This is a genomic window from Scytonema sp. UIC 10036 (assembly GCF_009725235.1).
Map to the genome: position 1 here is coordinate 1 of NZ_WJFC01000199.1, position 24,420 is coordinate 24,420.

A 24,420-nucleotide genomic window follows, 5' to 3' on the forward strand; every position below is an offset into this window, starting at 1 on the left:
ACTGACCAATTTTTCTTCCAAGCTTCTTCTAAAAGCCCCTTGACAACTGCCTTGCAGCCTTAACTTGTGACAAATGATCATATATAGATTCTCTGATTCACTTTTTTACGCGAGCCAGTGCATCTTCAGCCGCTGCCTTTTCAGCATCTTTCTTGCTGCGTCCTTTACCTTCTCCATACACGCGATTGTTTACAAGTACTTTGGCTGTGAATTCAGGAGCGTGGGGAGAACCACCAGCTTGGACTGTGACATATTTGGGAGGCGTTTGAGTTATGTTACGCTGTACCCATTCTTGAAACTTGTTCTTTGAATCTACGCTAGAACGAGATTCAACAATTTTTTGTGGTACAGAATCAAATAGTGGTTCTATGATAGTACGAACTGCTTCTGCATCTGAACCATTGTCTAGGTAGTAGGCAGCTATGACGGCTTCAAAGGTGCTGCTTAGCAAATTGGGATTGTGGTAACCACCTTCTAGAATCGCTCCTTTGCCCAACCGCATTCTTAAGTCTAAGCCAACTTCTATGGCAAACTTTGCCAGTTGCTTTTCATCGACAAGTGCTGAACGTCGCCGAGTGAGTTCGTCTTCTTCTTTGTCGGGATGACGGCGATGGAGATATTCCGCACTTAAAAAAGTTAACAAAGCATCGCCTAGAAATTCTAGGCGTTCGTTGTGTTCTCCTGCATCTGGGTTTTCATGGACATAGGAACGATGAGTGAGGGCACGACGCAAGAGTTTTTCATTTCGGAATGTCAACAGTTTGTGCATTGGTTGTGTGTTGGATTTTCGGATGTGTTTTGTGTGTTATGGCAATCCTATTTGAATTATGAAAATTTTAACGAACCGCAGAGGCGCTGAGGGCGCTGAGGGAGGAAAGAGGGGATTTCAAAAATTAAACTGGGTTCCTATTACAGGATAGGTATCAATACTACGTAGGTTTTGGTAAAAACTCAAATTGAACGTAGGTTGGGTTGAGGAACGAAACCCAACATTTATCAGCATTTGTTGGGTTTCGCACAAGGGTTTACCCAACCTACAATTTCCTTATCCGAGCAGTATTGGGATAGGTATTTGCCTTAGAAGTTTAGTAATTCGCTAGCTATATACATCAGAAATTTTAGGTGACTCTGTCAAAGGCAAAACCCAGTTTATCAAAGTAACTGGGTTTCTAGGATTAAGAGAATTTTTAGAGCCAAGAAGATTCAAACCGCTCTATGTTACTCTATTAAAAATAGATTCTGCTCGCGCATTCGGATTTTACCATCCTTTTCAACTGCTTCAATAAACTTACTAAAGCTAGAAAATTTTCCTCCATCTGGTTTACAAATGCAAGCAACTCCTTTATATTTTGGTAATAGTTGACGCATTGCGTTGTCGATTGTACTTAATTTTGTTTGCTTACCTTGACTTGATACAGTTTTAACGGCTTTAATCAAACAATTTACTGCTTCAGTATACTGAATGTGGGATTCATTAGAATTTTCTAAATGGTGAACATTTACTATCTGAGGTAATTTGTCTACAAAATAAGTCTCATCAGCAGCATCCATTAATTTCTTTTTCACATTACCTTTATGAGCAAAAATGATAATTTTTTTGCCTTTTTCTTTTAAAAATTTAAGGGGATTGACAAAATCTCCATCTCCTGAAACTAAGATAATTACATCTGAAGATTGCTGGTGGTAAATATCGTCAATTAAATCTGATTTAAGTTGATTGTCAGCGCTATTCTTTACAACACAGGTGATATCATCGCAATAGAACCCAATGTTTTGTAGCTGCCTCATTGCAACCGCTTGGTTTTCAAACATTGAGTTACAGTAAGCTTTTTTGCGAATCACGCTCCCTTGAGTTTTACCAAAATCTAACAAGTTGACTGCTTGCTCTGAACTTAAAGACACATTTTGGGTATCCCAATAAATACCAACTAGAGTCTGCTGGTGAGATTTTTTCATTTTTTTGAGGAAAATTTCAGTAAACGGTCTCAACAGCCTCACGAAATTACTCATAAAACAACAGTATGACCTTGTAAAGGTCATTTATTATCAATGAGATTCCAAAGTACAAGTCTCGCTTTGCCAACACTCATTTGATTCGGGTCTCAGATGTATCCTCTCATCCATCCTGACTAGTGCCAGATTATCCAGCTGGGTGTACATTCAGCCAAATACCTAACGTAGTTTTATCTTGTGGATATACTAGTTAGCAATAGTTAAAAATTAGACTGAATGTCCAGCCAACGGGGTAACCTGACATTAGCCAGGATGGTTGGTAGGATACACCTGAGACCTAACAAAACCAACATTTCACGTGTCAGTGATAAGCCTTGTTTGGCTGCATATTTTTACACTATTCCCAAGTTATATTTTTTGTCAATGGGGTTATTCAAATTATTTTTTACAGATTTAAGGCGATTCTTGAGAAAGATTTTACCTCTGTAGGGGCGCAAGGCATTGCGCCCCTACGATGGGTTACGGCTTTGCCGATAATTTATCTTTTAGAAATCTCCTAATTTCATAAACAGTCTGGTGAGGGCAGATAGAACTATGGAAACCTTACGAAGGAGAGTTATTCTTGTCCAATTAAACTTTTGTTTTTGGGCTGGTGCCTATAAATATTTAATCTGAGGCGGAGCCTCTGGATCTGCGTTCCCTGGCGGAGCCTGGGAACGAGTGGAGGGATTGATAACCACCATATCTTCTGAAAATCAGTTAAACTCAAGCTGTTCGAGTGCTTGTTTCTTAGAATTATACGCAAAACAAGCACGGCAGTTGCGGGGAAAAATTGCTGTGGATGAACAACTGCAAAATCTAATTTATGAAGTTTGCCGTCATGCAGATTTAACTGCGAAACGGCAAAAAGCTCTCAATCGGCTGCTCGTAAAACTACAGCAACTACCTGGTATTTATAAGTCTACTCACCAAGACTATCCTCAAGCTTTAAATGATACTTGGCAATGGGTTAGTCGCAGTATCTGTGATTTTCAGCCACGTCGTACTTCCGTGCAACAAAGCTTGGTTAGTTGGATTAATGGCTACCTGAAGTGGAGAATTGTGGATTTGTATGTTAAGGATAATCAAAATGTTACCAGTTTAAATAAACCAATACGGAATGATGAAGGAGACCAAATGACTTTGCTGGATTTCCTGCCCGATCCCCAGTTTACAAGTCTTTCTTTAGACTTATTAGACATTAAAATTCTTCAGGTGCAGGCAGGGGAGCGCCAGCGTCTCGGTCAACAAATCAAGCTACATATTACACAAGATACTCTAGGAACACTCTGTGCGTGTCATCCGCGAAAACACCCAGAATGTCACTGTCAGTTATTAGCAAAGCGTTTGCTATTGCAAGAACCTCCTGAAAAAATTTCTGACATTGCCAGAGAGTTTAATGTGAACAACCAAACCCTTTATTCACATTGGAAGCAAAAGTGCCTTCCTTTATTAGCAGATATTGGACGAAATTGTGGGTATAATCCATGACTAGTATAGAATTAGAACCGATTGGTGTTCCTCTCGGTAAAGATGCTCATCGTTGGGCTGAGATGTTTGCCTCAGAACAAGCTACACCTCAAAAGGGCAGACAAGTCTATCTTAATACTTTAGCTGTGTGTGCTGTTCACAGTTATTTAAAATGGTTGATGGTTGAAACCGATCTCAGAAGTGGCGATAGTTGGGAACCGGGTGTGCGGGCAATTTTTAATGTCGCGGATTTGGTTGTGCCTAATGTAGGAAAATTGGAGTGCCGTCCGGTGCTACCAGGTGCGGTTGCTTTTGAGTTACCAATGGAAGTTACTCAAAATAGATTTGGTTATGTGGCAGTTCAATTTAACAGTCAGTTGGATTCCGTAGAATTACTGGGATTTATTAGTGCCATAATCGCTGATGAATCGCGTGAAATAGTCCAACTGTCGGAACTACAGCCTTTAGATACTCTCATTGAGACTATTTACGCTGTCCACAGCAACGAAGTTGTCAGTTCTAGAATGACATCAGAACAGTTTTTCATCAACTTGCGTCAGTGGTTTGAGGGAATTTTTCACCAAGACTGGCAGCCTGCTGAATGGGCGCTTGCAGGTAACTTTAGGAACATAAGTCGTGTAACAAACTGTGTGAGTCGGAGTAAAGAAATTTATTTGCTCGATCGCCCGTTACTACTTTTTGTGGAAGTTACACCTCAAGAGGCTGACTCGGTTGATATTCGCATACGTCTTTATCCAGGTAAGAATGGAATTTATTTGCCAGAAAATGTACAGCTAGTTTTGTTTGATGAAGTAGGAAATGCTTGTATGGAAGCACAATCTAAAAAAACTGACACTTGGATGCAATTGGAGTTTAGTTGCCAACAAAGTGAGATGTTTAGTGTCAAAGTGGTGTTAGAAGGGACAAGTTTGACTGAAAAGTTTATTGTCTGAGCATCAAATAACAGGATACCTGTATGGGCATTGTCAAGATTAAAATCAGGCGAACATCAGAAGAGGGATTTCTAGTTATTCTGACGGCAACAAATCGTGAATATGAAACTGAGGGTTTTCTTTTACCACTTCCACCGGAATTAGAAACTTCTTTTACTCAATGGCAATCTGCTTATCGTCAAATTGAAGATGTCAGATCTTGCATTGCTCCAGCACCAGGTTTGCGTTTAACACCAAAGAGTGTGACGGTTCATTCTAACTTGGAATATACTCAAGCACTAAAAACCAACTTAAATGAGTGGTTGAATTCGGGGGATAGTAAATGGCAGCCGATTCGGGATGGCTTGATTGCGATCGCACAACAATTGCATTCCTCTGGTGAAGAAATTCGGGTGATTCTGGATGCTAAAGATATTAACTTGCGGCGTCTCCCTTGGCAAGAGTGGAGTTTATTTGAACAACACTATCCTCAAGCGGAAATTGCCTTAAGTGCGCCTAAAACAACAGATCGCAAGAGCGTTGCACGTCCCAACACTTCTAAAGTCAGAATCTTAGTGGCTGTGGGAAGAAGTGACGGGATTAATACCACCGATGACATAGAAGTTGTTCGCCGCTTGGAGGAACTTGGGGCTGAAGTTGTTTGTTTGATGCAACCGAATCTCAAAAATTTGTGTGAAGCCCTTTGGGACGAACAGGGCTATCACATCTTCATTTTTACCGGACATAGTGGGAGTCGAAAAGATGGACAAATTGGTTGGATAGAAGTTAATGACCAAGAAAGTTTAAGTATTGAGGAATTTAAGGAAGCATTAAAAGAAGCGATCGCCAAAGGATTGCAATTGGCAATTTTCAACTCTTGCGATGGTTTGGGCTTAGCCAACCAACTTGCTGAGTTACATTTGCCACAAAGCGTTGTGATGCGGGAACCCGTCCCCGATCCCGTAGCTGTGGAGTTTTTGAAACACTTTTTCCAAGAGTTTACTCGCAATAAATCTTTATTTGCTTCGGTATTGAAAGCTCGCAAACGTTTGGAACATTTTAAGTCCCGTTATCCTGGTGCAATTTGGTTACCCACAATTTGCATTGCTTCTAATGTAGAACCTCTGACTTGGCATTCTTTGAGTGGAAATTATCCTCAACCCCCAGTTTCAAAGCTGACAACTGCTAAATTTCAACCACATCTACCAGTTCTTAAAAGTCAAAAAGCAGCTGTATTGGCTGGGGTGATGGGATTGTGTCTTGGTTTTGCAATGGCAATCCCTGCTACTATTGTTCTCAACCAGCGATCGGAATCAGCACAACAGCCCACACAATCTAACATCAAATCCATCACCGTTCCGGCGGGAACTTGGCTGTATGGTGGAAGCACAACTTGGGCACCCATTCGTGGTTTGGTAGATAAGAAAATTAAACAAGAATTGCCTAAATTTAACTTGACTTACACTCAACATCCTACTTTACCACCCGGTTCGGGTACTGGTATTAAGATGTTATTAGATGGTCAAATTTCTTTTGCTCAGTCTTCCAGACCGATTCTAGATAAAGAATACGAACTGGCGGCTGCGAGGGGTGTCAAACTCAAGCAGGTTCCTGTGGGAATCGATGCGATTGCGATCGCAGTTCACCCCAGTTTAAAAATTGAAGGTTTAACTGTAGAACAACTTAAAGGGATTTATACAGGTAGAATAACTAACTGGACTCAGATAGGCGGTCCTAATATAAAAATAACACCGATCTCTCGCCCATTAAACAGTGGAACTAGTGAATTTTTCAAAGAAAATATTTTAGAAAACCAAGGTTTTGCTTCCAATATTGTCTTTATTCCTACCACCACTCAAGCGCTCAATAAAGTGGGCAATTTTCCAGAAGAGGGGGCTATTTATTATGCTTCCGCTTCTGAAATTATCAAGCAGTGTACTGTGAAAACATTACCCGTCAGCCGTCACAGAGGAAGTGCTTTAATTTCTCCAGAAGTAGGTAATTCTGAACCTAGAGATAAGTGTCAGAAACAACAGAATAAGCTGAACCTTGAGGTTTTGCAAAATGGGGAATATCCATTGACTCGCCGCCTATTTGTTATTATTAAACAAAACGGTCAAGTGGATGAACAAGCGGGAGAAGCTTACGCTAGTTTATTGTTAACAAGAGAAGGGCAAAAATTAACCGAGGAAGCTGAGTTTATTCCCATGCGATAGTGGCGCTATTTGATAGCTCATACTAAATACGTTTCCATAATCCTTCTTAGCCCTAGTGATTGGAAATCACGGCTACACAAACGAAGTCCGCCTACGCGGACTAAATTATAAAGGGGGTATGAGACGCGGATTTGGTATCATATCTTGCACCCGTAGCCTTACTGCAAAAATCAAAGCCCAAAAAGCTGATTACTTCGTAGGTAGGGCTATGCCGCACACCCCTTTATTGAGAAACTCTGCGATGGCTGGTTGGCGAAGGGCGATCGCTTTCTCTGCCGGAAAGTGTTGCCATCAAGAATGGCTTTCCTTCTGCGTCCCCAACTGACGCGCCCTGCGCTCAATAAGTTCTGACCTTGAAACGCCTGCGTCTTTGGCACCCACCATCAAACGTTCAATGGCGAAAATACTGGAATTAGACTGGTAGTTTGTTCTATTTAGTTATTCTTTGGGAAGAATAAATCTGACAGATAAAACTTGCCCTTGATTTAGTATTACTGAGCCTTGGTAAGTTTTCAATAGCAAAAACCCTACTAATTACCGTCAATCATGTTTGTACTTAACGATGTATCTGTTGCAGATAGATTCGACAACCTCATTCACACTGCGCTGTATATATGTCCTCTCCTATCGACCCTTGCAGGATGCATTGCAACAGTTTGTGCCCCAACGGCTCAGTTCCATGAGTCGAGAAGAACTTATATCCAATGCCATCACTCAAATTCATTAGATGCTGCAGGAAATCCCAAATGGATTCCAACTTCAATAGGGGCTACACTATTAAAGATTTGCTATAAACGTTAAGAAGTGTTAAGTTTAGCAGCTAGCAACGTGTGCTTAAAATTTGAACGATCGTAATTATGAGCCAAAACTACCAAGTTCGAGAACAAGAATCTATTTTGCAAGATCTAAATGGCTACAACCCAAGAGTGTTTCCAGCTTTTCATGAAACTGTTCACAATCATTTCCCTGGAACTTTGCCATTAGAAAGCTATATGAGTAAGACCTATGAGTGTTTAAATTCCCATGGCTTTACTGATGAAAACACAATGGGAATGGTAGCTATATGTCGTGATGAGATTACAGATCCGCTCTTTGATGCAGTCATTAAATACTGGGGTAAAACATTTAACTGTTGCAGCTTAGCAGGGTTTGTCACAATGGGCAAAACGGGTTTGGCAGCAGCATGTGACCATACTCCCATCTTTGACGGTTTGCGTCGTTTTACTTTTTATGCCATGCCTCATATTGCTATTTCTCGGTATGGCGAGATTGGGAAAGTCTATCGCCAAGGTCTTGACAAACCCTCTCATGCGTGCGGTGCATTGGAAGCTATTGTCAAAGAACTTGAATTAGGATGTCTCAATCTAGAAACTGATATGCAAGATATTGAGCAAAGCATTGTTCGGCAGAAAATTCTTTCTACTCTCCAGTATGGAGATAAACCCGATCTCGTTGGGATTACAAAGTTAGCTTGCGAGATTATTTCTAAAGATATAGAAAAGCTTTTGAAGACTTTAAACTCTTCTGTATTCAATTATGCTGTCATGACAGGTATTCAAATCCACGGACCTTTAGAGACACAATGGGTCTACCCTCAAAACTTTTATGTTGTAGGGTCTGAGGGAAAAAAAGCGATTGATTTATTGTAGGGGGTTTGCGTTGTAATTTTTTCTCTATGCAATTGTAGTAGTAAGTTATATCGTTTTCAGATGAAGATGCATAGAAAAAACCTCCACCATCTGTGGCATCTCTTCTTACCCCCCTTAATCCACGCCACCTGCTACAAGTCGCTTAACCCGCCCAACGCAGTGGCTCCCCCTTATAAAGGGGGGAAACAGAAAATCTATTTTCCTCCCCTTTATAAGGGGAGGTTAGGAGGGGTAAAAATAATGTGCAGCTTCATATTAAATTGGTATTAGCCGATGGCAATAATCAGCGTTCTGAACTCCCGTCATTTAAACCTCAAAACCTTAATAAGGCATCTTTGCTCAATACTATTATAGGTATTGGGCAGAGAACCGTGTAAAAACACGCAAATATCTTGATTAGAAGAGTTAGGTTGTGATAATGTCAATTATCTTATATTTATGGCAAAATATACTTATAAACCGTCTTTAAAGAAACAAAGATGACATTGCAACCAGATGTACTCAATAAAATCCTTTTTAAAACATAAGGGAGAGACTCCAGAGGAACAACTCTTGAAAAATCAAGATGCAATGAAATTATTAAAAAGTTGGCTTGAAGAAGAGGTATCAGAAGAAGAAGCCAAAGAAAGAGAAAGATATTTTGAAACTTTTAAAGAAATCATGGATAATGAACGACCATCTGGTTATAAACTTTACTCAAAAGAATGATTGTTTTCTTAGATACAGGGGTACTTGGTTTAGTGTCTTCTCCCAGTAACACTGGAGAAGGCAAAAATTGTAAAGAATGGCTTTACCGTTGCAACTACATGAGGTACAGATTCTTGTAAGGGCGCAAGGCCGCCGCGCCCCTACGATGTACTTCATTTACCTGAAAAAGGCTGTAAGTAAGTCGGCGCAAATAATCATTAATAATTTGTAGTTGCAACAAGCGTGTTCGCCGCTAAGCGTCCGCAGGTAGAGACAGCGCAACTACGAGCGGAAGTACGATATTTTACATTTCATTTGCTGTAAAATTAGCTATTCATGTGTTGTAGTTGTTCAATTTTTTCTATTAAGAGACGAACTTGAACAGGTTTGTTACGAAACCAGTCTGTTGACCAAATCCGGTGAATTTTCCAACCTAATCTTTCAAGCACCTGTTGTCTTAGCCGATCGCGATCTCTTGCAGTGGGTGAACTATGGTAAGATGCACCATCGCATTCAATCCCCAATAAAAACTCACCTGGGCGGTTATTGTTGACTACAGCCAAGTCAATACGATAGTCTGAGCATCCAACTTGGGTGCGTATAGTGCATCCCCTCTGGACTAAGGTATGATAGACATCTTCTTCAAATGGGGAGTCAAAACGAAGCGTATCTGTATAGGAGTTACCTTGCAGTCTTTCTCCCCCACTTGCTACGTATTCCAAGTAATCACGCAGTAATTTTATACCTTGGCTTTGAGTGCGTGTTAAATCGATGTCACCAGCTTGTATGGAAGAAACCAACGTAATTTTGTTTTTTGCTCGTGTGACAGCTACATTCAGTCGTCGTTCTCCACCTTGGCGATTAAGGGGACCAAAGTTAAGAGAAAGCTTACCTTGCTCGTCACGAGCATAGCCTACACTCAGTATAATTGCATCTCGCTCATCACCTTGAACATTTTCTAGTGCTTTGAGAAAAAACTGAGGTGAATTATCGCTGCAAAAAGTCTCAAAATCGGGATTGTTTTTGCTTAAAATCTCTATTTGCTCCTGAATTGCATCAGATTGGGCTTCGCTAAACGCAATAATACCAAGAGATTGTTCGGGAAACTGTTGAAAATGCTCTAACGCCAACTGAGCAACTACTTCAGCCTCCCGTCGATTATCTCTGCGTCCACCGCGATCGTAGACCCCATCGGGAACATACTTAAACCAAACTCCCAAATTTGAATTCTGAACTGGGTTTGGAAATGTAACTAATTGAGAGTCATAAAAATGTTTATTAGAAAAAGCTATCAACCGTTCATCTTGACTGCGGTAATGCCATTTCAGCGTTCGCCTAAACATAAAACTTGAACATTCATCCAAAACGCTTTCATAGCTTGCATCATCCTCATCATTGATATCTTCTTCGCTGTCTCCGGTTGAGAAGAATGATGTAGGAGGAAGTTGTTTATTATCGCCAATTACAATCACTTGATTAGAACGGATAATCGCAGGAACTACATCCTCTGTACGCAGCTGAGATGCTTCATCAAAAATGAGAACATCAAAATGCACTACATCTGCATTGATGTATTGGCTAACTGAAAGCGGGCTCATCATCCAGCAAGGCTTTAAAACTTTGACGAGATTTGGTATTCCCTTTTGTCTATCATTGAGAAGTTTACGGATAGGCAAATGTTGCCTTTTCTTAGTCACTTCTTTTGTCAACTTTGGCAACTCAGTTTGAGCCAATGAGGTTTTTTCCCAATTTTTCCAACGTTGCATATGAAGTTTTTTTAGACGCTCTCTAGCAACATTTAATTGGTTATAGTCGAGTTTAACAAATTCCTTGATTAGCCGTTCGTGTATTTCAACATTAAAATTTTTTAATTCAGGCTTTCTGGCAAGAATTGCATCAAGACAGTTTTGATAAATCAGCTTCTCTAGAATTGGGAACCAAAGTTTAGAATCTATTTTGTTGTCCCGTACAGCATTTAAAAACTTATCAGTTCCCATCTCTTGAAGTTGCTGATAGGTTTTTTTATAGGTTAACCATTCTTGAAAATAAGGTAGTTCAGAGTGAGCCAAGTTCAAGAAAGCTTCTAGTTCAGCAAAGGGAATTTGATGACGCAGTAAGTAAGAACTTGTAATGTCAGTTTCATCAAAATATGACAATAAAAACTCTAGTCCTTCCCTAATACTGGTATGACTTAATTCAAATTTCTTAACTAATTCAGCCACATCGCGCCGTCTAGACGGAGAGTTTATAACACGTTGAACGGAATCAGCCGAAAGCGAATACTTTTGTAAACCAGTCAACCAATTTAAAGCTTGTTCAATGGGTCTCAATTCTACTTGGCTAGAAACTTCTGAATTAAACAAAGAGCCAAAAACCTGACGGGGTAGATAATCAACTTGACCTAGCCTATTTTGCACAGACTCAATAGGATTAGGTTTATTGTCTCGCAAAGCGTCTAAGAACTTTTTAGCTCCACCCTTTTCAAGTTTTTCATAAGTTTCTTTGTAGATCAACCATTCTTGAAAGTGGGCTAAGTCAGATTGAGCTAGGCTTAAAAAACTTGCCAGTTCGGTAAATAAAATTTGGTTGTGAGGCAGATATCGACCAATAATATCAGTCTCATTAAAGTATAAAAACAGGAAATTCATACCCTGTCTAATCTCTTCAGGAAGAAATTCAAGTTTCCTAACTAATTCAGCCAGTTCGTTACTTGCAGAGGGAGAATTTATAACACGCTGAACGGAGTCAACAGGAAGCGAATAATTTTGTAAGGCAATTAACCAACTTAAAGCTTGTTCAATCGGTTGCAAATCTGCTTCACTAGAAATTTCCGGGTTAAATAAAGAGCCAAAAAGTTGACTGGCTGGGTAATTGCTTTGATATAGTTCGTTTCGCGCAGCTTGTATTTGAACTGCTTTTGCCAAATCACGTTTTAACTCGTTGTGAGAAACCTGCCCCTTTTTAGTACTTAGCTTTTTCAAAAGCTTGACATCGCGCCTGTAATTTGGATTAAAAATTCTAATAAACCAAAAGCGACTATATTTCTGATATCTATTAGCTAAAGCAGGCAATTCTGCAGAAAATAATTCAGCATGATATCTTTGTTTTAAAATCGGCTCATTTTCTTGTAAAAACTTCACATCTTCTTTCAATTTATTAAAGGCATTTTGAGCAGATAAAATATCAACTCTAGTCGAATTGTTAGGTAAATTCGATGGGGCTTTCAATATATGTTTAAGAGGAGGAAAGCAAGCTTCTGCATCTTCCAAATTTAATAAAGGCTGAATTCCTAGAATAATTTGAAGTTGATGACTAGCTGTCTGAAGCAAAGAAATCGCTTGTTGGAATTTATTGATTTTCTGATTGATTTCTAATTCCAAACGTTCGGAAAAAAATGTTAAGGTGCTTTTTGCCCAAACAGTTGTTTTCTCTCCTTTTAAAAAGGGTAAAAATGAAGAAATCCGAGTCAATAAATTTTGTGCTTCTTGCGAAAGTTTATTTTCTTCAATTTCTTTAACGTCTTCTTGCAAAAGAATCAACGCATCCTGAGCAGTAGAAATATCTACTCTAACCCAACTTTCAGGCAAATTAGATGGAGCCTTTAGTATATAGGCTAAGGCAGGATAGAAGCTTTCCAGAGATTCTAAATTATGTAAAGGTTGAACTTGTAGAGTCTCTTGTAATTGTGGATTAAGTTTTTGGATAGAAAATAACGCTTGCTGAAATTCCTCTATTTTATCCTTTATTTCCAATTCAAGTTCATAGGAATAAGTATCGAGAGAACTTTTTGCCCAAACAGTTGTTTGTTCTCCTTTGAAGAAGGGTAAAAACTTTGCTAATTCATTTAATAAAATTTTGGCTTTTTGTAATCTATTTTGATTCCAATCATGGTATTTAGAAAATACAATATTTAAGCTTGGTACTGCTTCATGTTGTTTTCTCAAAAGTTCCCCAAATATCTCGAATGCTGATTTATCTAGAGGCTGCTCTTTGGTATGTAACCTCGTAAGATATGAATTTATGGATTGACGATTAGAAACGAGTTGTTCAAAGAAAAAAGAGCGGTCGTTTTGCTCATTAATTTGTTCAATATAGGTAATGGTTTGCGATAAATTATTAACCAGTTTGCGTTTGTCTGTTGTGCTGCTGTGATGGAGATTGAGGCACAAATGCTCTAGACCACATTCAGCAATGCGCTTTTGGACTACATTCAGTGCTGTTTCTTTTTCGGCAACTAATAAAACTGATTTACCATCCCCAACCAGTTCAGCAAGCATATTCACAATAGTTTGACTTTTGCCCGTTCCTGGTGGACCTTGAACAACAAAGCTAGAACCAGCTTTGGCTGCTTCAATAACGACTTGCTGACTGGAGTCAGCATCAAGAATTTGAAATACTTGTTCGGGTTTAATGTGTGAATCAAGAGCAGATGCAGGCAAAGGTTCTTTATAATTATACTCATATGTACTTACATCACCGCCCATAGCCTGTAAAATTGGATGGGAAAAAATCAGATATTCATTTTCGATGATGTCCCGAACCATTGCAGCTTTGGCATAGGAAAACAATGAGAGAAACACATTTTCTTTTATTTGCCATTTATTTTTCTCTGCTAGCAGGTTGCGGATCTGGGCAAACAGTTCACCGTAGCTTATTCCTTGTAAAGATTCTCCCTCTGGAAACTCAATTCCAAAAGTTTGCTTTAACTTTTGTGCCAACGTTGGATTGAATGCAATATCTTCCTCAAGAATAGATAGTTTATAGATATCTCGTTTAGGTTCTTTTATTAATTCCACAGGAACCAGAATCAGTGGTGAAAGCAAAACATCGTCTGGTTTATCCTTGTCGTACCAAGTCAAAGTTCCAAATGCGAGAAACAAGCTATTTACTCCTCGTTCCTCAAATGATTTTCGCGCCTCAGCACGCAATTTTTTGAGCCGTTTCAATTGCTCGTTACCTGTTTGACGAGTTCTTAATTCAAGAGGATTTTTTTCTGTTGGTAATGCTTTAAGTCTTCTAGACTGGAAAATCTCTTGATATTCACTATCTATCATCTGAAAATGAAGCGATTTCTTCTCTTCTGTAAGGTGTTTGAAGAGAAGATCTGGTGCCTCTGTCAGAATTTCTAAAATTCGAGGGCTATCTTGCCGGAATTTGATCAGAGGGTTTCGTCGTCCCAAGTCAGCCAGTCCAGCTTTCCACTTAGCAATTTTTTGAACAAGGTTTGATTGAGAACCTGGAGTGGACTGTCGCATTTTCGGTTTTTTGGTGATTAGAGATGCTATCCTATAGTATAATAGCGCTTTCTTGCATAAGTATTCGTTAGCAAACTGCTCCCTCAGGGAAAATCAGTAAAGTCGCTTTCTATAAGCAAAAGGCTATCTTGCTTTCTCATTAGGCAGGTAAGTCACTAAATTTTAGCAAGAATTGCTTGAGCCGCACTTTCATCAGTAATCAGTCCCGTAATTAACTTACCACGCAGAGCAGCCAGAATTGCTTCTGCTTTTTTCACGCCACCTGCTACACCAATCATAAGTCGGCGTGCGGGTTGTTCGAGCGGTACACTGGCAACCCGGCTGTTGGTTCCTTTTTGCAGCAACACCCCGTAACAATCGTAAGCCCAACCTGCAATTTCCCCTACTGCTCCTAGTTCAATTAATTCAGCTACCTCATCGTCATTGATAAAGCCGTCTTGATGTAACGGAGCATTCCAGGCAATATGGCTAATACCGACAAAGGTTGCTTTGGCTTGCTCTGCAAGAGTCTTGACGGTGATAAACGATCGCTGAGTCTGCAAGAGTTCTCGTTCTTCAATGCTAGTCGCCACAACCGGAGTCGGCACTGGGTATGCTTGGGAACCAACGCGATCCGACAAATGTATGACCACTTCGTGACGACCTGCACGTCCATAATGAGACATATTCCCAATGATTGAAACAATCTTATGCTGGGGTTGGTTCATTGAGGGGATTTGCTCCACCATTGCTCGCAATGTGCGACCTGAAGAAAAGCCCATTATTGTTGGGGTTTTCGCCATCAAGTAAGCCTCTAAGTGGGTAGCCGCACATACGCCGATTCCGTATAATGTATCACCTTTGCCTGCGTCAGTTGGCACGACTTCACAAAGCGACAGACCAAACTTATCACGTAACGACTCAGCCAGAGCAATACACTCGCTCAGGGGATGATCGAGCCGAAATTTGATTAATTTTTCACTGACCGCCAGTGCAACCAGGCGTTGTGCAGCTTGCCGGGACACATTGAGCTTTGCTGCAATCTCCTCCTGTGTATTTCCAGCGATGTAATAAAGCCAAGCAGCATGAGCAGCTAGATCTAATTTGCGAGACCTAAGGGGCAAGCCAGTTTTGCTGGTATCGCGCTGCTCCAAGAAAGGTTCTTCCATATCCCACCTTCAAAGACTGTGTACCTATCAAAAGAGCGATCGCTTTAATTTGAGTATATGCCCAAAGACATAACTTTTGCTCAAAAATCTTTAAATTTCTATTGCCCCCCAGTAATCTCCAAGTTGAATCCAGTAATGTAGCTTGCTTCATCGCTCATCAGAAATGCCACCCCATTGGCAACCTCGTCCAAGCTACCCAAACGGCGCATCGGAACTGAATTAATCATCTGTTGCTCAACGACCTTGGGATCGGCATCAAAGTACTGAGAACCCACTGCTGCCTGCAATTCTGTTTGCCGCGTCCACATAAAACCGGGACCGATAAGCGCAGGGGAGAGCGCATTCACCCGAATGCCGTGAGGAGCCAAGTCTTTCGCCGCCGTCTGAGTCATTCCAATGACAGCAAACTTTGAAGCAGCGTATGCCAGCATATTTGGCGGACCAACTACCCCTGCATAACTTGCCATATTGACGATAACTCCTCCACTTGCATTCCGCAAATGTTGTGCGGCTGCTTTAAGAACGTGAAAAACGCCAATAACATTAATATCAATGACCTTTTGAAAGTCATCTTCGGGATATTCGTCAGTCTTAGCAAACACTCCTTGATAGCCAGCGTTGTTAAAGACATAATCAAGATGCCCAAGCTGTTCTACAACACCAGTAAAAGCTTTGGCAACATCATCAGCCGCCGTAACATCGCAGCGAAATCTACCGACTGGAACATTGTACTTTTTTAGTTCCTCAGCTACATCTGCCATCTTCGATTCATTCAAATCCAGCAGGGCTACACCAGCGCCATTAGCGGCAAAACGGTGTGCAGTTGCCTTGCCAATATCTCCCGCACCACCCGTAATTAGGATAGTTTTACCTGCAAACTGATAGGTTGCTTTTGCTGTCATAGTTTCAACCTCTTATTGAAGAATTGTTGCAAATGCCTCTCATTGAGGTGAGATTGGTATGATTCTATTATTGAGCTTTTGCCCAAAAATAGAGCATAAAATTAAAAATTTAATTTGTTCGATTTTTTACCCCAAAGGAGTCATGCGATGCGTATCCCCCGCTTCGCTAAAGTGCTGGCAGCATTCCTCGCTGGAGTGATGCTGGTACAACTGCTACACGCTTGTTCACCGCGATCGCAAGCAGCAGAGAAAACAACACTGACGATCGCCACTGTTAATAATGGCGATATGGTAGTCATGCAAGAGCTTTCTCGCCAATTTGAGAAGGCTAATCCCACTATTCAACTCAGGTGGGTTGTGCTGGAAGAAAATGTGTTGCGTCAACGTACAACTACAGATATTGCCAGTCAAGGCGGACAGTTCGATGTCCTAACCATCGGTTCCTATGAAACACCAATCTGGGCTAGGCGGGATTGGTTGACACCTTTGGATGGACTGGGCGCAAACTACGATGTCAATGACTTGCTCAAACCCATACGAGAAGGGCTTTCTCATAACGGCAAACTCTATGCAGTGCCATTCTATGGAGAAAGTTCCATGCTGTACTACCGAAAAGATTTGTTTGAAAAAGCCGGGATAGCAGTTCCCGAACAGCCAACTTATCCCCAAATCAGAGAATGGGCAAACAAAATCCACGATCCAGCGCGTGGTGTTTACGGGGTTTGCCTGCGCGGGAAACCTGGTTGGGGCGAAAACGTGGCATTTGTTTCCACGTTGGTCAATACCTATGGCGGACGGTGGTTTGATATGAAGTGGCAACCGACGATTGATACTCCCGCTTGGAAAGAGGCGACTAGCTTCTATGTTGATTTGCTTAACAAATACGGACCACCGGGAGCCAGTTCTAATGGATTTAACGAGAATCTGGCTTTATTCTCCACAGGCAAATGCGGTATGTGGGTGGATGCAACCGTTGCAGCAGGGCTGTTATCCAATCCAAAAGAATCCCAAGTTTATGATAAAGTAGGCTTTGCCCGTGCGCCAATTGAAAAATATCCCAATGGCTCAAACTGGCTTTGGGCATGGGCGCTAGCAGTTCCTAAAACCTCAAAATCACCCGAAGCCGCTCAAAAGTTCGTCGCGTGGGCAACCTCTAAAGAATACATCCAACTGGTTGCTAAAGAAAATGGCTGGGTTGCTGTACCGCCCGGTACCCGGACTTCCACCTATGAGAATCCCAACTATCGAAAAGCCGCACCGTTTGCTGAAATCGTGCTGAGAGCAATCCAATCTGCGGATATCACCCGTCCATCAGCAGAGCCTACTCCGTATAAGGGAGTTCAATATGTTGATATTCCAGAATTTCAGGCGATTGGTTCTTCAGTCGGGCAAACCCTAGCAGCAGCGCTTACCAAGCGTACTTCGGTAGATGAGGCGTTGCGGCAATCGCAAAGATCGACTGAACGGTTCATGAAACACACAGGTTATATCGAGTAGAGACGCGATTAATCGCGTCTCTACAATCAACGGGAATGTGTGAAATTCATACCTTGAATGAACCCGTGTCTCTACAATCAACAGGAATGCGTGAAATTCATATCTTGATTCAGCAACCCCAATCCAAAATCCCAAATCCGAAATCCCAAATCCCAAATCCCAAATCCCAAATCCAAAATAAAAAAACCAAAATAAATAATCCAAAATAAAAAAACCAAAAACCAAAATACCATCAAGTTATGTCTTCTTCATTAGCTGTAAAACCCCAACGCGAAACACCACCACCCACCAAGCAACGGACTAGGCGGCAAGTGTCAACCTTACCTTTGGTTGCGCCTTCGGTTGTTGTCCTGCTGCTGTGGATGATCGTGCCTTTGGTGATGACTCTGTGGTTTTCCTTTCAGCGATATAACTTGCTGAATCCAGATGCACGCAAATTCATTGGGATTGAAAATTTCACGTTCATCCTGAGTGACTCAGCTCTGTGGACATCCATCGCCATCACAATAGTTTTGGTTGTTTCTGTTCTGGCAATCACAATTGGTTTGGGCACATTACTAGCAGTGCTATTTGACCAAGACTTTTATGGTCGTGGGATTGCGCGAGTGTTGGCAATCTCTCCCTTTTTTGTGATGCCTACAGTCAGTGCCCTGATTTGGAAAAACATGCTGATGCATCCCGTGAACGGGCTGTTCGCTCAAATTACCAGGGGTTTGGGTTTGGGGGCAATCGATTGGTTTACAAGCGTTCCCCTGCTTGCCATCATCATTATTGTTTCCTGGGAATGGCTGCCTTTTGCCTTACTGATTTTGTTAACTGCCATTCAATCCCTCGATCGCGATCAGTTAGAAGCAGCCCGGATGGATGGAGCAAATGCGATCGCGATCTTTCGTTTCGTCATGCTACCCCATCTCAGCCGCGCTATTTCGGTTGTAGCCATGATTGAGACGATTTTCTTCCTAACCATCTTTGCCGAAATCTTTGTGACCACAGGTGGCGGTCCCGGACTAGCAACCACCAACCTTGCCTATTACATCTTTTTGAAAGCCCTGCTGGAATTTGATGTGGGTGGTGCCTCGGCTGGTGGATTAATTGCCGTGATTCTTGCCAATATTGTGGCTATCTTTCTCATGCGTAGTGTTGCTCGTAATTTGGATACCTAACAATGGCACGCAAAACTTCAAAGCGCTGGCTGTGGACATTACTGGGCTGGCTTTCCGCTTGCATTTTGTTTTTCCCAATTTTCTGGATGTTTCTCACCAGTTTCAAAACGGAAGTGGCAGCAGTTTCAACTCCTCCTCAGTTGTTTTTCCAACCGACATTGGAAAACTATGTTGCCATCCAAGACCGGGCAAATTATTTCAATTATGCATTTAACAGCGTAGCAATTTCTCTAGGCTCGACTATACTCGCGCTCCTACTTGCTGTACCTGCCGCTTATGCCATGGCGTTCTTTCCAACGAAGCGCACCAAAGGGACTTTACTCTGGATGCTGTCCACTAAAATGCTGCCACCGGTTGGCGTCTTGGTACCCATTTACATTTTGTGTCGCAACTTACGGTTACTTGATACCCGTATTGGATTGATTATAATTTATACCCTGATTAATTTGCCGATTGTTGTCTGGATGATTTACAGCTTCTTCAAAGAGGTTCCCAAAGATATTCTCGAAGCCGATCGCATGGATGGAGCAAGCATTCAGCAAGAACTTGTTCACGTGTTGTTGCCATTAGCATTACCTGGAATTGCCTCCACCGCATTGCTTTCGATTATTTTGTCCTGGAACGAAGCATTTTGGAGCTTGAACTTAACAACAGCAGACGCCGCACCACTCACAGCATTTATTGCTTCATTTTCCAGTCCTCAAGGATTGTTTTGGGCAAAACTTTCGGCAGCATCAACACTAGCGATCGCGCCCATCCTCATCTTTGGTTGGCTGAGTCAGCGGCAATTAGTCAGAGGTCTCACCTTTGGTGCGGTGAAGTAGAAGGCAGTCCCAATGAAACAGGACACGGAGACACCGAGACACGGGGACACGGTGAGAAATGCTTACTCTCAACTACTGGTTCACTATATAAATTCTGATAGGTACAACGATGTTCAGACTCATCTTTTCTCTCGTTCTCTCGTTCTGGTGGTTCTACCTGGGAATGCAGACGGCGAGGCTCTGCCTCGCGGGCAAGTCACAGGAGGCGGAGCCTCTGGTAAGGCATTCCCAGGGTCACAGGAGGCGGAGCCTCTGGTAAGGCATTCCCAGGCTGAGCCTGGGAACGAGGTGGTACAAAGTTTCTACAGCCCTCAAAATCAGAAATTCTTTCCTAATCCCCAGTCCCACTCCCTACCCCCTACCCCCTACCCCCTCAATGGAAACATCTTATGTCAACAGTTGCTTTAAGAGACATTCATAAAACCTATGCCGAAACTGAGATAATCAAAGGCATCGATCTTGATATTAAAGATCGCGAATTTGTTGTCTTTGTCGGTCCCTCCGGTTGTGGAAAATCCACTCTGCTCCGCATGATTGCTGGACTTGAAGAAATCTCCTCTGGCGATTTGCTGATCGATGGGCAGAAAGTCAATGATGTCCCTCCTGATAAACGTGGTTTAGCAATGGTGTTTCAAACCTACGCTCTATATCCTCACATGACCGTGGCAGAGAATATGGCATTTAGCCTCCGCCTTGCGGGTATGCCCAAGGCTCAGAGGTATGAAAGAGCACGTGAAGTTGCTCGCATCCTCCAACTGGAGCCGCTTTTGAATCGGAAGCCCAAAGAACTATCGGGAGGACAACGTCAACGGGTAGCGATCGGTCGTGCTTTGGTGCGTAATCCCAAAGTCTTCTTGTTTGATGAGCCGCTATCTAACCTTGATGCGGCTTTGCGGGTACAGATGCGGATCGAGCTTGCTAGCTTACACGATAGCTTGCAAGCCACGATGATTTATGTAACTCACGACCAAGTTGAAGCAATGACCCTTGCTGACAAAATTGTGGTGTTGCAAGGCGGAATTATAGAACAAGTGGGTTCTCCACTGGAACTGTATCACCATCCCCGCAATCTATTTGTCGCCGGATTTATTGGTTCGCCCAAAATGAACTTTATCTCGGTTACGGTATCAGCCCTCAATGACTCTGGTACAACAGTCAGACTTCCTGGGGATGCAACCGTGATGATTCCAGTGCAGCCTAAAACCCTGTCAGTTGGGGATAGAGCAACATTAGGAATTCGTCCCGAACACCTGCGGCTCGATCGCACTAACCCAAGCATGAATGGCGAAGTGTTAGTTGTAGAACGATTGGGTGGAGAAACCTATCTCTATGTCAAGATTGCGGGTGGTGATACCGTAGTTGTGCAAACAGACGGAGATAATCCTGCCAAAATACACGATTTTGTTTCTATTGATATCAACGGTGAACTTTGCCATTTGTTCGCTCAAAACGGTGAAGCCCTTCCCAAAGCTCGACGTCATCACCTAACCCTTAATGAATCCCATGAACAGCAATATCAGCACAGGCTCAGCAATCAAGCTGAATGAAGCATCCCTGTCTCGTTTAGCGAATAACGTCCGCGTACCCAATTACGATCGCCACCAAATTACAAATGGAATTGTGCATATTGGTGTGGGTGCGTTCCATCGAGCACATCAGGCATTATACCTCGATAATTATTTGCATCAGCATCCCGGCAGTGATTGGGGAATCTGTGGGATTGGTCTATTAGAATTTGACAAGCGGATGCGGGATGCACTGAATTCGCAAGATTGTTTGTATACATTAGTCGAACGGTCTCCATCGGGCGATCGCGCTCGTGTCATTGGTGCAATTACGCAGTATCTGTTTGCACCAGATAACCGTCAGGCAGCGATTGAGGCATTAGCAGATCCTAAATGCCGCATTGTCACGCTGACTATTACGGAAGGAGGTTATTATTACATTGAAGGTAGCGGTGAATTCGATGCCAATCACCCGACAATTCAGTACGATTTGCAACATCCTGATGAGCCAATTGGAGTCTATGGCTTTTTGACAGCAGCACTTGCTCGACGCCGCCAACAGGGGGTAGCACCATTTACCGTGTTATCCTGCGATAATCTGCAAGGGAACGGCAATATTGCTCGCAAAATGTTAACTGCATTTGTACAAATGCGCGATCGCGAGTTGGGAAGTTGGGTTGCGGAACAAGTCGCCTTCCCCAATTGCATGGTCGATCGCATTACTCCTGCCACAACCCCAGCAGATGTCAAAATGGTGGCAGAACAGTTTAACATTAATGATGCCTTCCCAGTTGTTGCCGAACCGTTTCTCCAGTGGGTAGTTGAAGACAAGTTCTGTGCGGGTAGACCCGATTGGGAAGCCGTTGGCGTCCAGATGACCGATGATGTCCATCCCTACGAAATGATGAAAATCCGGTTGCTCAACGCCAGCCACCTGTTAATTGGTTATCTCGGCACAATAGCCGGCTACACTTACGTCCATGAAGTCATGGCTGATACATCGATCCGGCAAGCAGTTGATAATTTGATGGCAGAAGTTACACCCACACTCCAACCCGTACCTGGGATCGATCTAGACGATTACAAAAAGACCTTAATAGAACGCTTTGCCAATCCCAAGATTCGGGATCAACTGCCACGTCTTTGCCTCAATAGCTCCGCCAAAATGCCAAAATTTGTTCTCGGTTCGCTCCGTGACGCGTTGAAGCAAGGAGGAGCGATCGATTACATGAGCCTCACAGTTGCTGCCTGGTTCCGTTACCTCAATACACGGGATGACCGAGGTAACTCCATTCCCATTGATGACCCAATGGCAGGTATCTTGACTCAACTCGCTCTTTCTAGCGGCTCCGATCCCAAACCATCGCTCAGGTTAACTGAAATTTTTGGTGATTTATCGCAGTCGTCGCGTTTTGTCGATTCAGTTACAATCCATTTACAGAGTTTGTATGAGCGTGGCGCTAAACAAACACTAGCCCAAATTCTGAGAATTTAGGAGGGGCAATTGACTGACATCGTTGTTGGCATAGACTTGGGTACAGGAGGAGTGCGGGCGATCGCAGTTGACCTACAAGGGAAAATTATCGCTCAGGCAACGAGAAGCTATCCCCTGTTAACTCCACAACCGGGTTGGACGGAACAGAACGCATCGGATTGGGTCGAAGCAAGTTTGGATGCTCTGTTTGATGTGGCTCAACAGCTCGATGGACACCGAGCAATTGCCTTGGGTTTGTCCGGACAAATGCACGGCATGGTTCCTTTAAACCGGGAGGGCAAAGCAATTAGAGCGGCAATTTTATGGAATGACCAGCGCACGGATAAAGCGGTTGCTGAGATTGAAGCCACCATTCCCCGTCAGGAGTCGATCCAGCGCACTGGAAATCCTGCAATTAGCGGGTTTCAACTGCCGAAGCTCTTATGGTTGAGGAGTGAAGAACCACAAGCCTATGCTCAACTGTGGCAGATTCTTTTGCCAAAAGATTATTTGGGATATGTGCTAACTGGCGAGCCACTGACTGAACCATCTGATGCATCTGGTGTTGGGTGTCTGAAACTGGAGAATCGCCAATGGGATACAGATATCCTCGATGCTCTCAACATTAACCCAGCGTTGTTCCCCCCGGTGATTGAATCGACTGCGATCGCCGGACGGCTGAGATCGGAAATAGCTGCACGGGTGGGATTACCTGTAGGATTACCTGTGGTTGCAGGCGGGGGTGACAATGCGGCGGCTGCGATTGGTTTGGGCATCTCATCCAGCAACCTGAACCGGGGTAGTTTGAGTATTGGCACATCAGGAGTTATTTTTGCACCGTGCGTAGGCGTAGCCCGTCGTAGACATCGCCCAGTTCCCGATCCAGAAGGGCGAGTACATTTGTTCTGTCATGTGGATGGGGGTTACCATCTGCTGGGAGTGACACTGGCGGCTGGTGGTTCTCTACGTTGGTATCGAGATACCTTTGCACCACATATGTCCTATACCGAGCTGATGGAAATAGCAGAGCGATCGCAGCCCGGTGCGGGTGGTGTTCTATTTCTGCCCCACCTATCAGGAGAGCGCAGTCCCCACCTCGATCCAAATACTCGCGGTGCTTTCGTGAATCTGTCATTAGCTCATACGCAAGCAGATATCACTCGTGCTGTTCTAGAGGGAGTTGCATTCAGCCTGCGGGAAGCGATGGAAGTTATCAGCGCGATCGCTCCCGTTCATCAACTCTTAGCAACAGGTGGAGGAGCACGCTCTCACATCTGGTTGCAAATTTTATCCGATGTTTTGCAAACAGAACTGATTGCTCCCAAAGCCGAAGAAGGAGCTGCTTACGGAGCAGCTATTTTGGCAATGGTGGGAGTAGGTGTTTACCCCAACTTAGAAACTGCACTCCAGATACTACCCAAGGATAGTCATGTAGTACAGCCGCAGGCAAATCCTTTGTATGAAGCAGGTTTTAAGCGATACAAGCTACTTTATGATACTTTGAAAGCGGTTCGTTGAGCGACATTTAAGTAAGTTGGCGAGAAAAAACCAAACTATGTAACCAAAAGTAAAATCTTTGTATTGGTTCGTAGTAGCGCTGTCTTCGCATGCATCGCAACTACAAACTAGTAATGATTATTTGCACCCACTTATATCATGTCCAGTTAATTACTGACGATACCGAGATTTTACCCCTCCCCCAGCCC

17 protein-coding genes are annotated in these 24,420 nt (G+C 42.8%); 12 read left to right on the top strand and 5 right to left on the bottom strand.

What is annotated here, in order from left to right; translation table 11 throughout:
- Positions 1 to 97: 97 nt before the first annotated feature.
- Both rnc and F7734_RS49620 read right to left on the bottom strand, forming a co-directional pair.
- A complete protein-coding gene (rnc, locus tag F7734_RS49615; protein ID WP_155751684.1) occupies positions 98 to 769 on the bottom strand; it encodes a ribonuclease III in 672 nt (223 codons plus the stop codon).
- Between the two features lie 449 nt (positions 770 to 1,218).
- Positions 1,219 to 2,010, bottom strand: a complete 792-nt coding sequence (locus F7734_RS49620) for an NYN domain-containing protein (RefSeq protein WP_279239847.1) — start codon at positions 2,008 to 2,010, stop codon at positions 1,219 to 1,221.
- A gap of 663 nt (positions 2,011 to 2,673) precedes the next feature.
- Between F7734_RS49620 and F7734_RS49625 the strand changes: the two genes are divergently transcribed.
- The 5 genes from F7734_RS49625 (at position 2,674) to F7734_RS49645 (ending at position 8,967) form a co-directional block, all read left to right on the top strand.
- Positions 2,674 to 3,483 carry a hypothetical protein gene (locus tag F7734_RS49625; RefSeq protein ID WP_347566420.1) on the top strand — a complete coding sequence of 270 codons (810 nt, stop codon included), beginning with the start codon at positions 2,674 to 2,676 and terminating at the stop codon, positions 3,481 to 3,483.
- Positions 3,480 to 4,415, top strand: a complete 936-nt coding sequence (locus F7734_RS49630) for a DUF1822 family protein (protein ID WP_155751687.1) — start codon at positions 3,480 to 3,482, stop codon at positions 4,413 to 4,415. Before F7734_RS49625 ends, F7734_RS49630 begins: the two co-directional genes overlap by 4 nt.
- A 23-nt stretch (positions 4,416 to 4,438) precedes the next feature.
- The gene (locus F7734_RS49635) at positions 4,439 to 6,610 is read left to right on the top strand and encodes a substrate-binding domain-containing protein (RefSeq protein ID WP_155751688.1); all 2,172 of its coding nucleotides are present in this window, start codon (positions 4,439 to 4,441) and stop codon (positions 6,608 to 6,610) included.
- An 857-nt stretch (positions 6,611 to 7,467) separates the two neighbouring features.
- Positions 7,468 to 8,259, top strand: coding sequence for a hypothetical protein (locus F7734_RS49640; RefSeq protein ID WP_155751689.1), 792 nt, complete (start codon positions 7,468 to 7,470; stop codon positions 8,257 to 8,259).
- Between the two features lie 552 nt (positions 8,260 to 8,811).
- A complete protein-coding gene (locus F7734_RS49645; RefSeq protein ID WP_207714395.1) occupies positions 8,812 to 8,967 on the top strand; it encodes a hypothetical protein in 156 nt (51 codons plus the stop codon).
- A gap of 305 nt (positions 8,968 to 9,272) precedes the next feature.
- On the opposite strand, the gene F7734_RS49650 is transcribed toward F7734_RS49645, so the two are convergent.
- From F7734_RS49650 to F7734_RS49660, 3 genes are all read right to left on the bottom strand, one after another.
- On the bottom strand, positions 9,273 to 14,201 hold the full coding sequence (locus tag F7734_RS49650) for a DUF4011 domain-containing protein (RefSeq protein WP_155751691.1): 4,929 nt from the start codon (positions 14,199 to 14,201) through the stop codon (positions 9,273 to 9,275).
- Between the two features lie 155 nt (positions 14,202 to 14,356).
- Positions 14,357 to 15,349, bottom strand: coding sequence for a sugar-binding transcriptional regulator (locus tag F7734_RS49655; protein WP_155751692.1), 993 nt, complete (start codon positions 15,347 to 15,349; stop codon positions 14,357 to 14,359).
- A 98-nt stretch (positions 15,350 to 15,447) separates the two neighbouring features.
- Entirely contained in the window at positions 15,448 to 16,251 is an 804-nt protein-coding gene (locus tag F7734_RS49660) for an SDR family NAD(P)-dependent oxidoreductase (RefSeq protein ID WP_155751693.1), read from the bottom strand.
- 147 nt (positions 16,252 to 16,398) lie between these two features.
- Between F7734_RS49660 and F7734_RS49665 the strand changes: the two genes are divergently transcribed.
- From F7734_RS49665 to xylB, 7 genes are all read left to right on the top strand, one after another.
- Positions 16,399 to 17,748 carry a sugar ABC transporter substrate-binding protein gene (locus F7734_RS49665; RefSeq protein ID WP_155751694.1) on the top strand — a complete coding sequence of 450 codons (1,350 nt, stop codon included), beginning with the start codon at positions 16,399 to 16,401 and terminating at the stop codon, positions 17,746 to 17,748.
- Between the two features lie 239 nt (positions 17,749 to 17,987).
- Entirely contained in the window at positions 17,988 to 18,911 is a 924-nt protein-coding gene (locus tag F7734_RS49670) for a sugar ABC transporter permease (protein WP_155751695.1), read from the top strand.
- A 2-nt stretch (positions 18,912 to 18,913) separates the two neighbouring features.
- A complete protein-coding gene (locus F7734_RS49675; protein WP_155751696.1) occupies positions 18,914 to 19,735 on the top strand; it encodes a carbohydrate ABC transporter permease in 822 nt (273 codons plus the stop codon).
- Positions 19,736 to 19,747: 12 nt separating this feature from the next.
- A complete protein-coding gene (locus F7734_RS49680) occupies positions 19,748 to 20,143 on the top strand; it encodes a hypothetical protein (RefSeq protein ID WP_155751697.1) in 396 nt (131 codons plus the stop codon).
- Positions 20,125 to 21,282: a sn-glycerol-3-phosphate ABC transporter ATP-binding protein UgpC gene (ugpC, locus tag F7734_RS49685; RefSeq protein WP_155751698.1), complete on the top strand. Its 1,158-nt coding sequence runs from the start codon at positions 20,125 to 20,127 to the stop codon at positions 21,280 to 21,282. The genes F7734_RS49680 and ugpC overlap by 19 nt, the downstream gene beginning before the upstream one ends.
- Positions 21,239 to 22,735 carry a mannitol dehydrogenase family protein gene (locus F7734_RS49690; protein WP_155751699.1) on the top strand — a complete coding sequence of 499 codons (1,497 nt, stop codon included), beginning with the start codon at positions 21,239 to 21,241 and terminating at the stop codon, positions 22,733 to 22,735. Before ugpC ends, F7734_RS49690 begins: the two co-directional genes overlap by 44 nt.
- 9 nt (positions 22,736 to 22,744) lie before the next feature.
- Positions 22,745 to 24,232, top strand: coding sequence for a xylulokinase (xylB, locus tag F7734_RS49695; RefSeq protein WP_155751700.1), 1,488 nt, complete (start codon positions 22,745 to 22,747; stop codon positions 24,230 to 24,232).
- Positions 24,233 to 24,420: the final 188 nt, after the last annotated feature.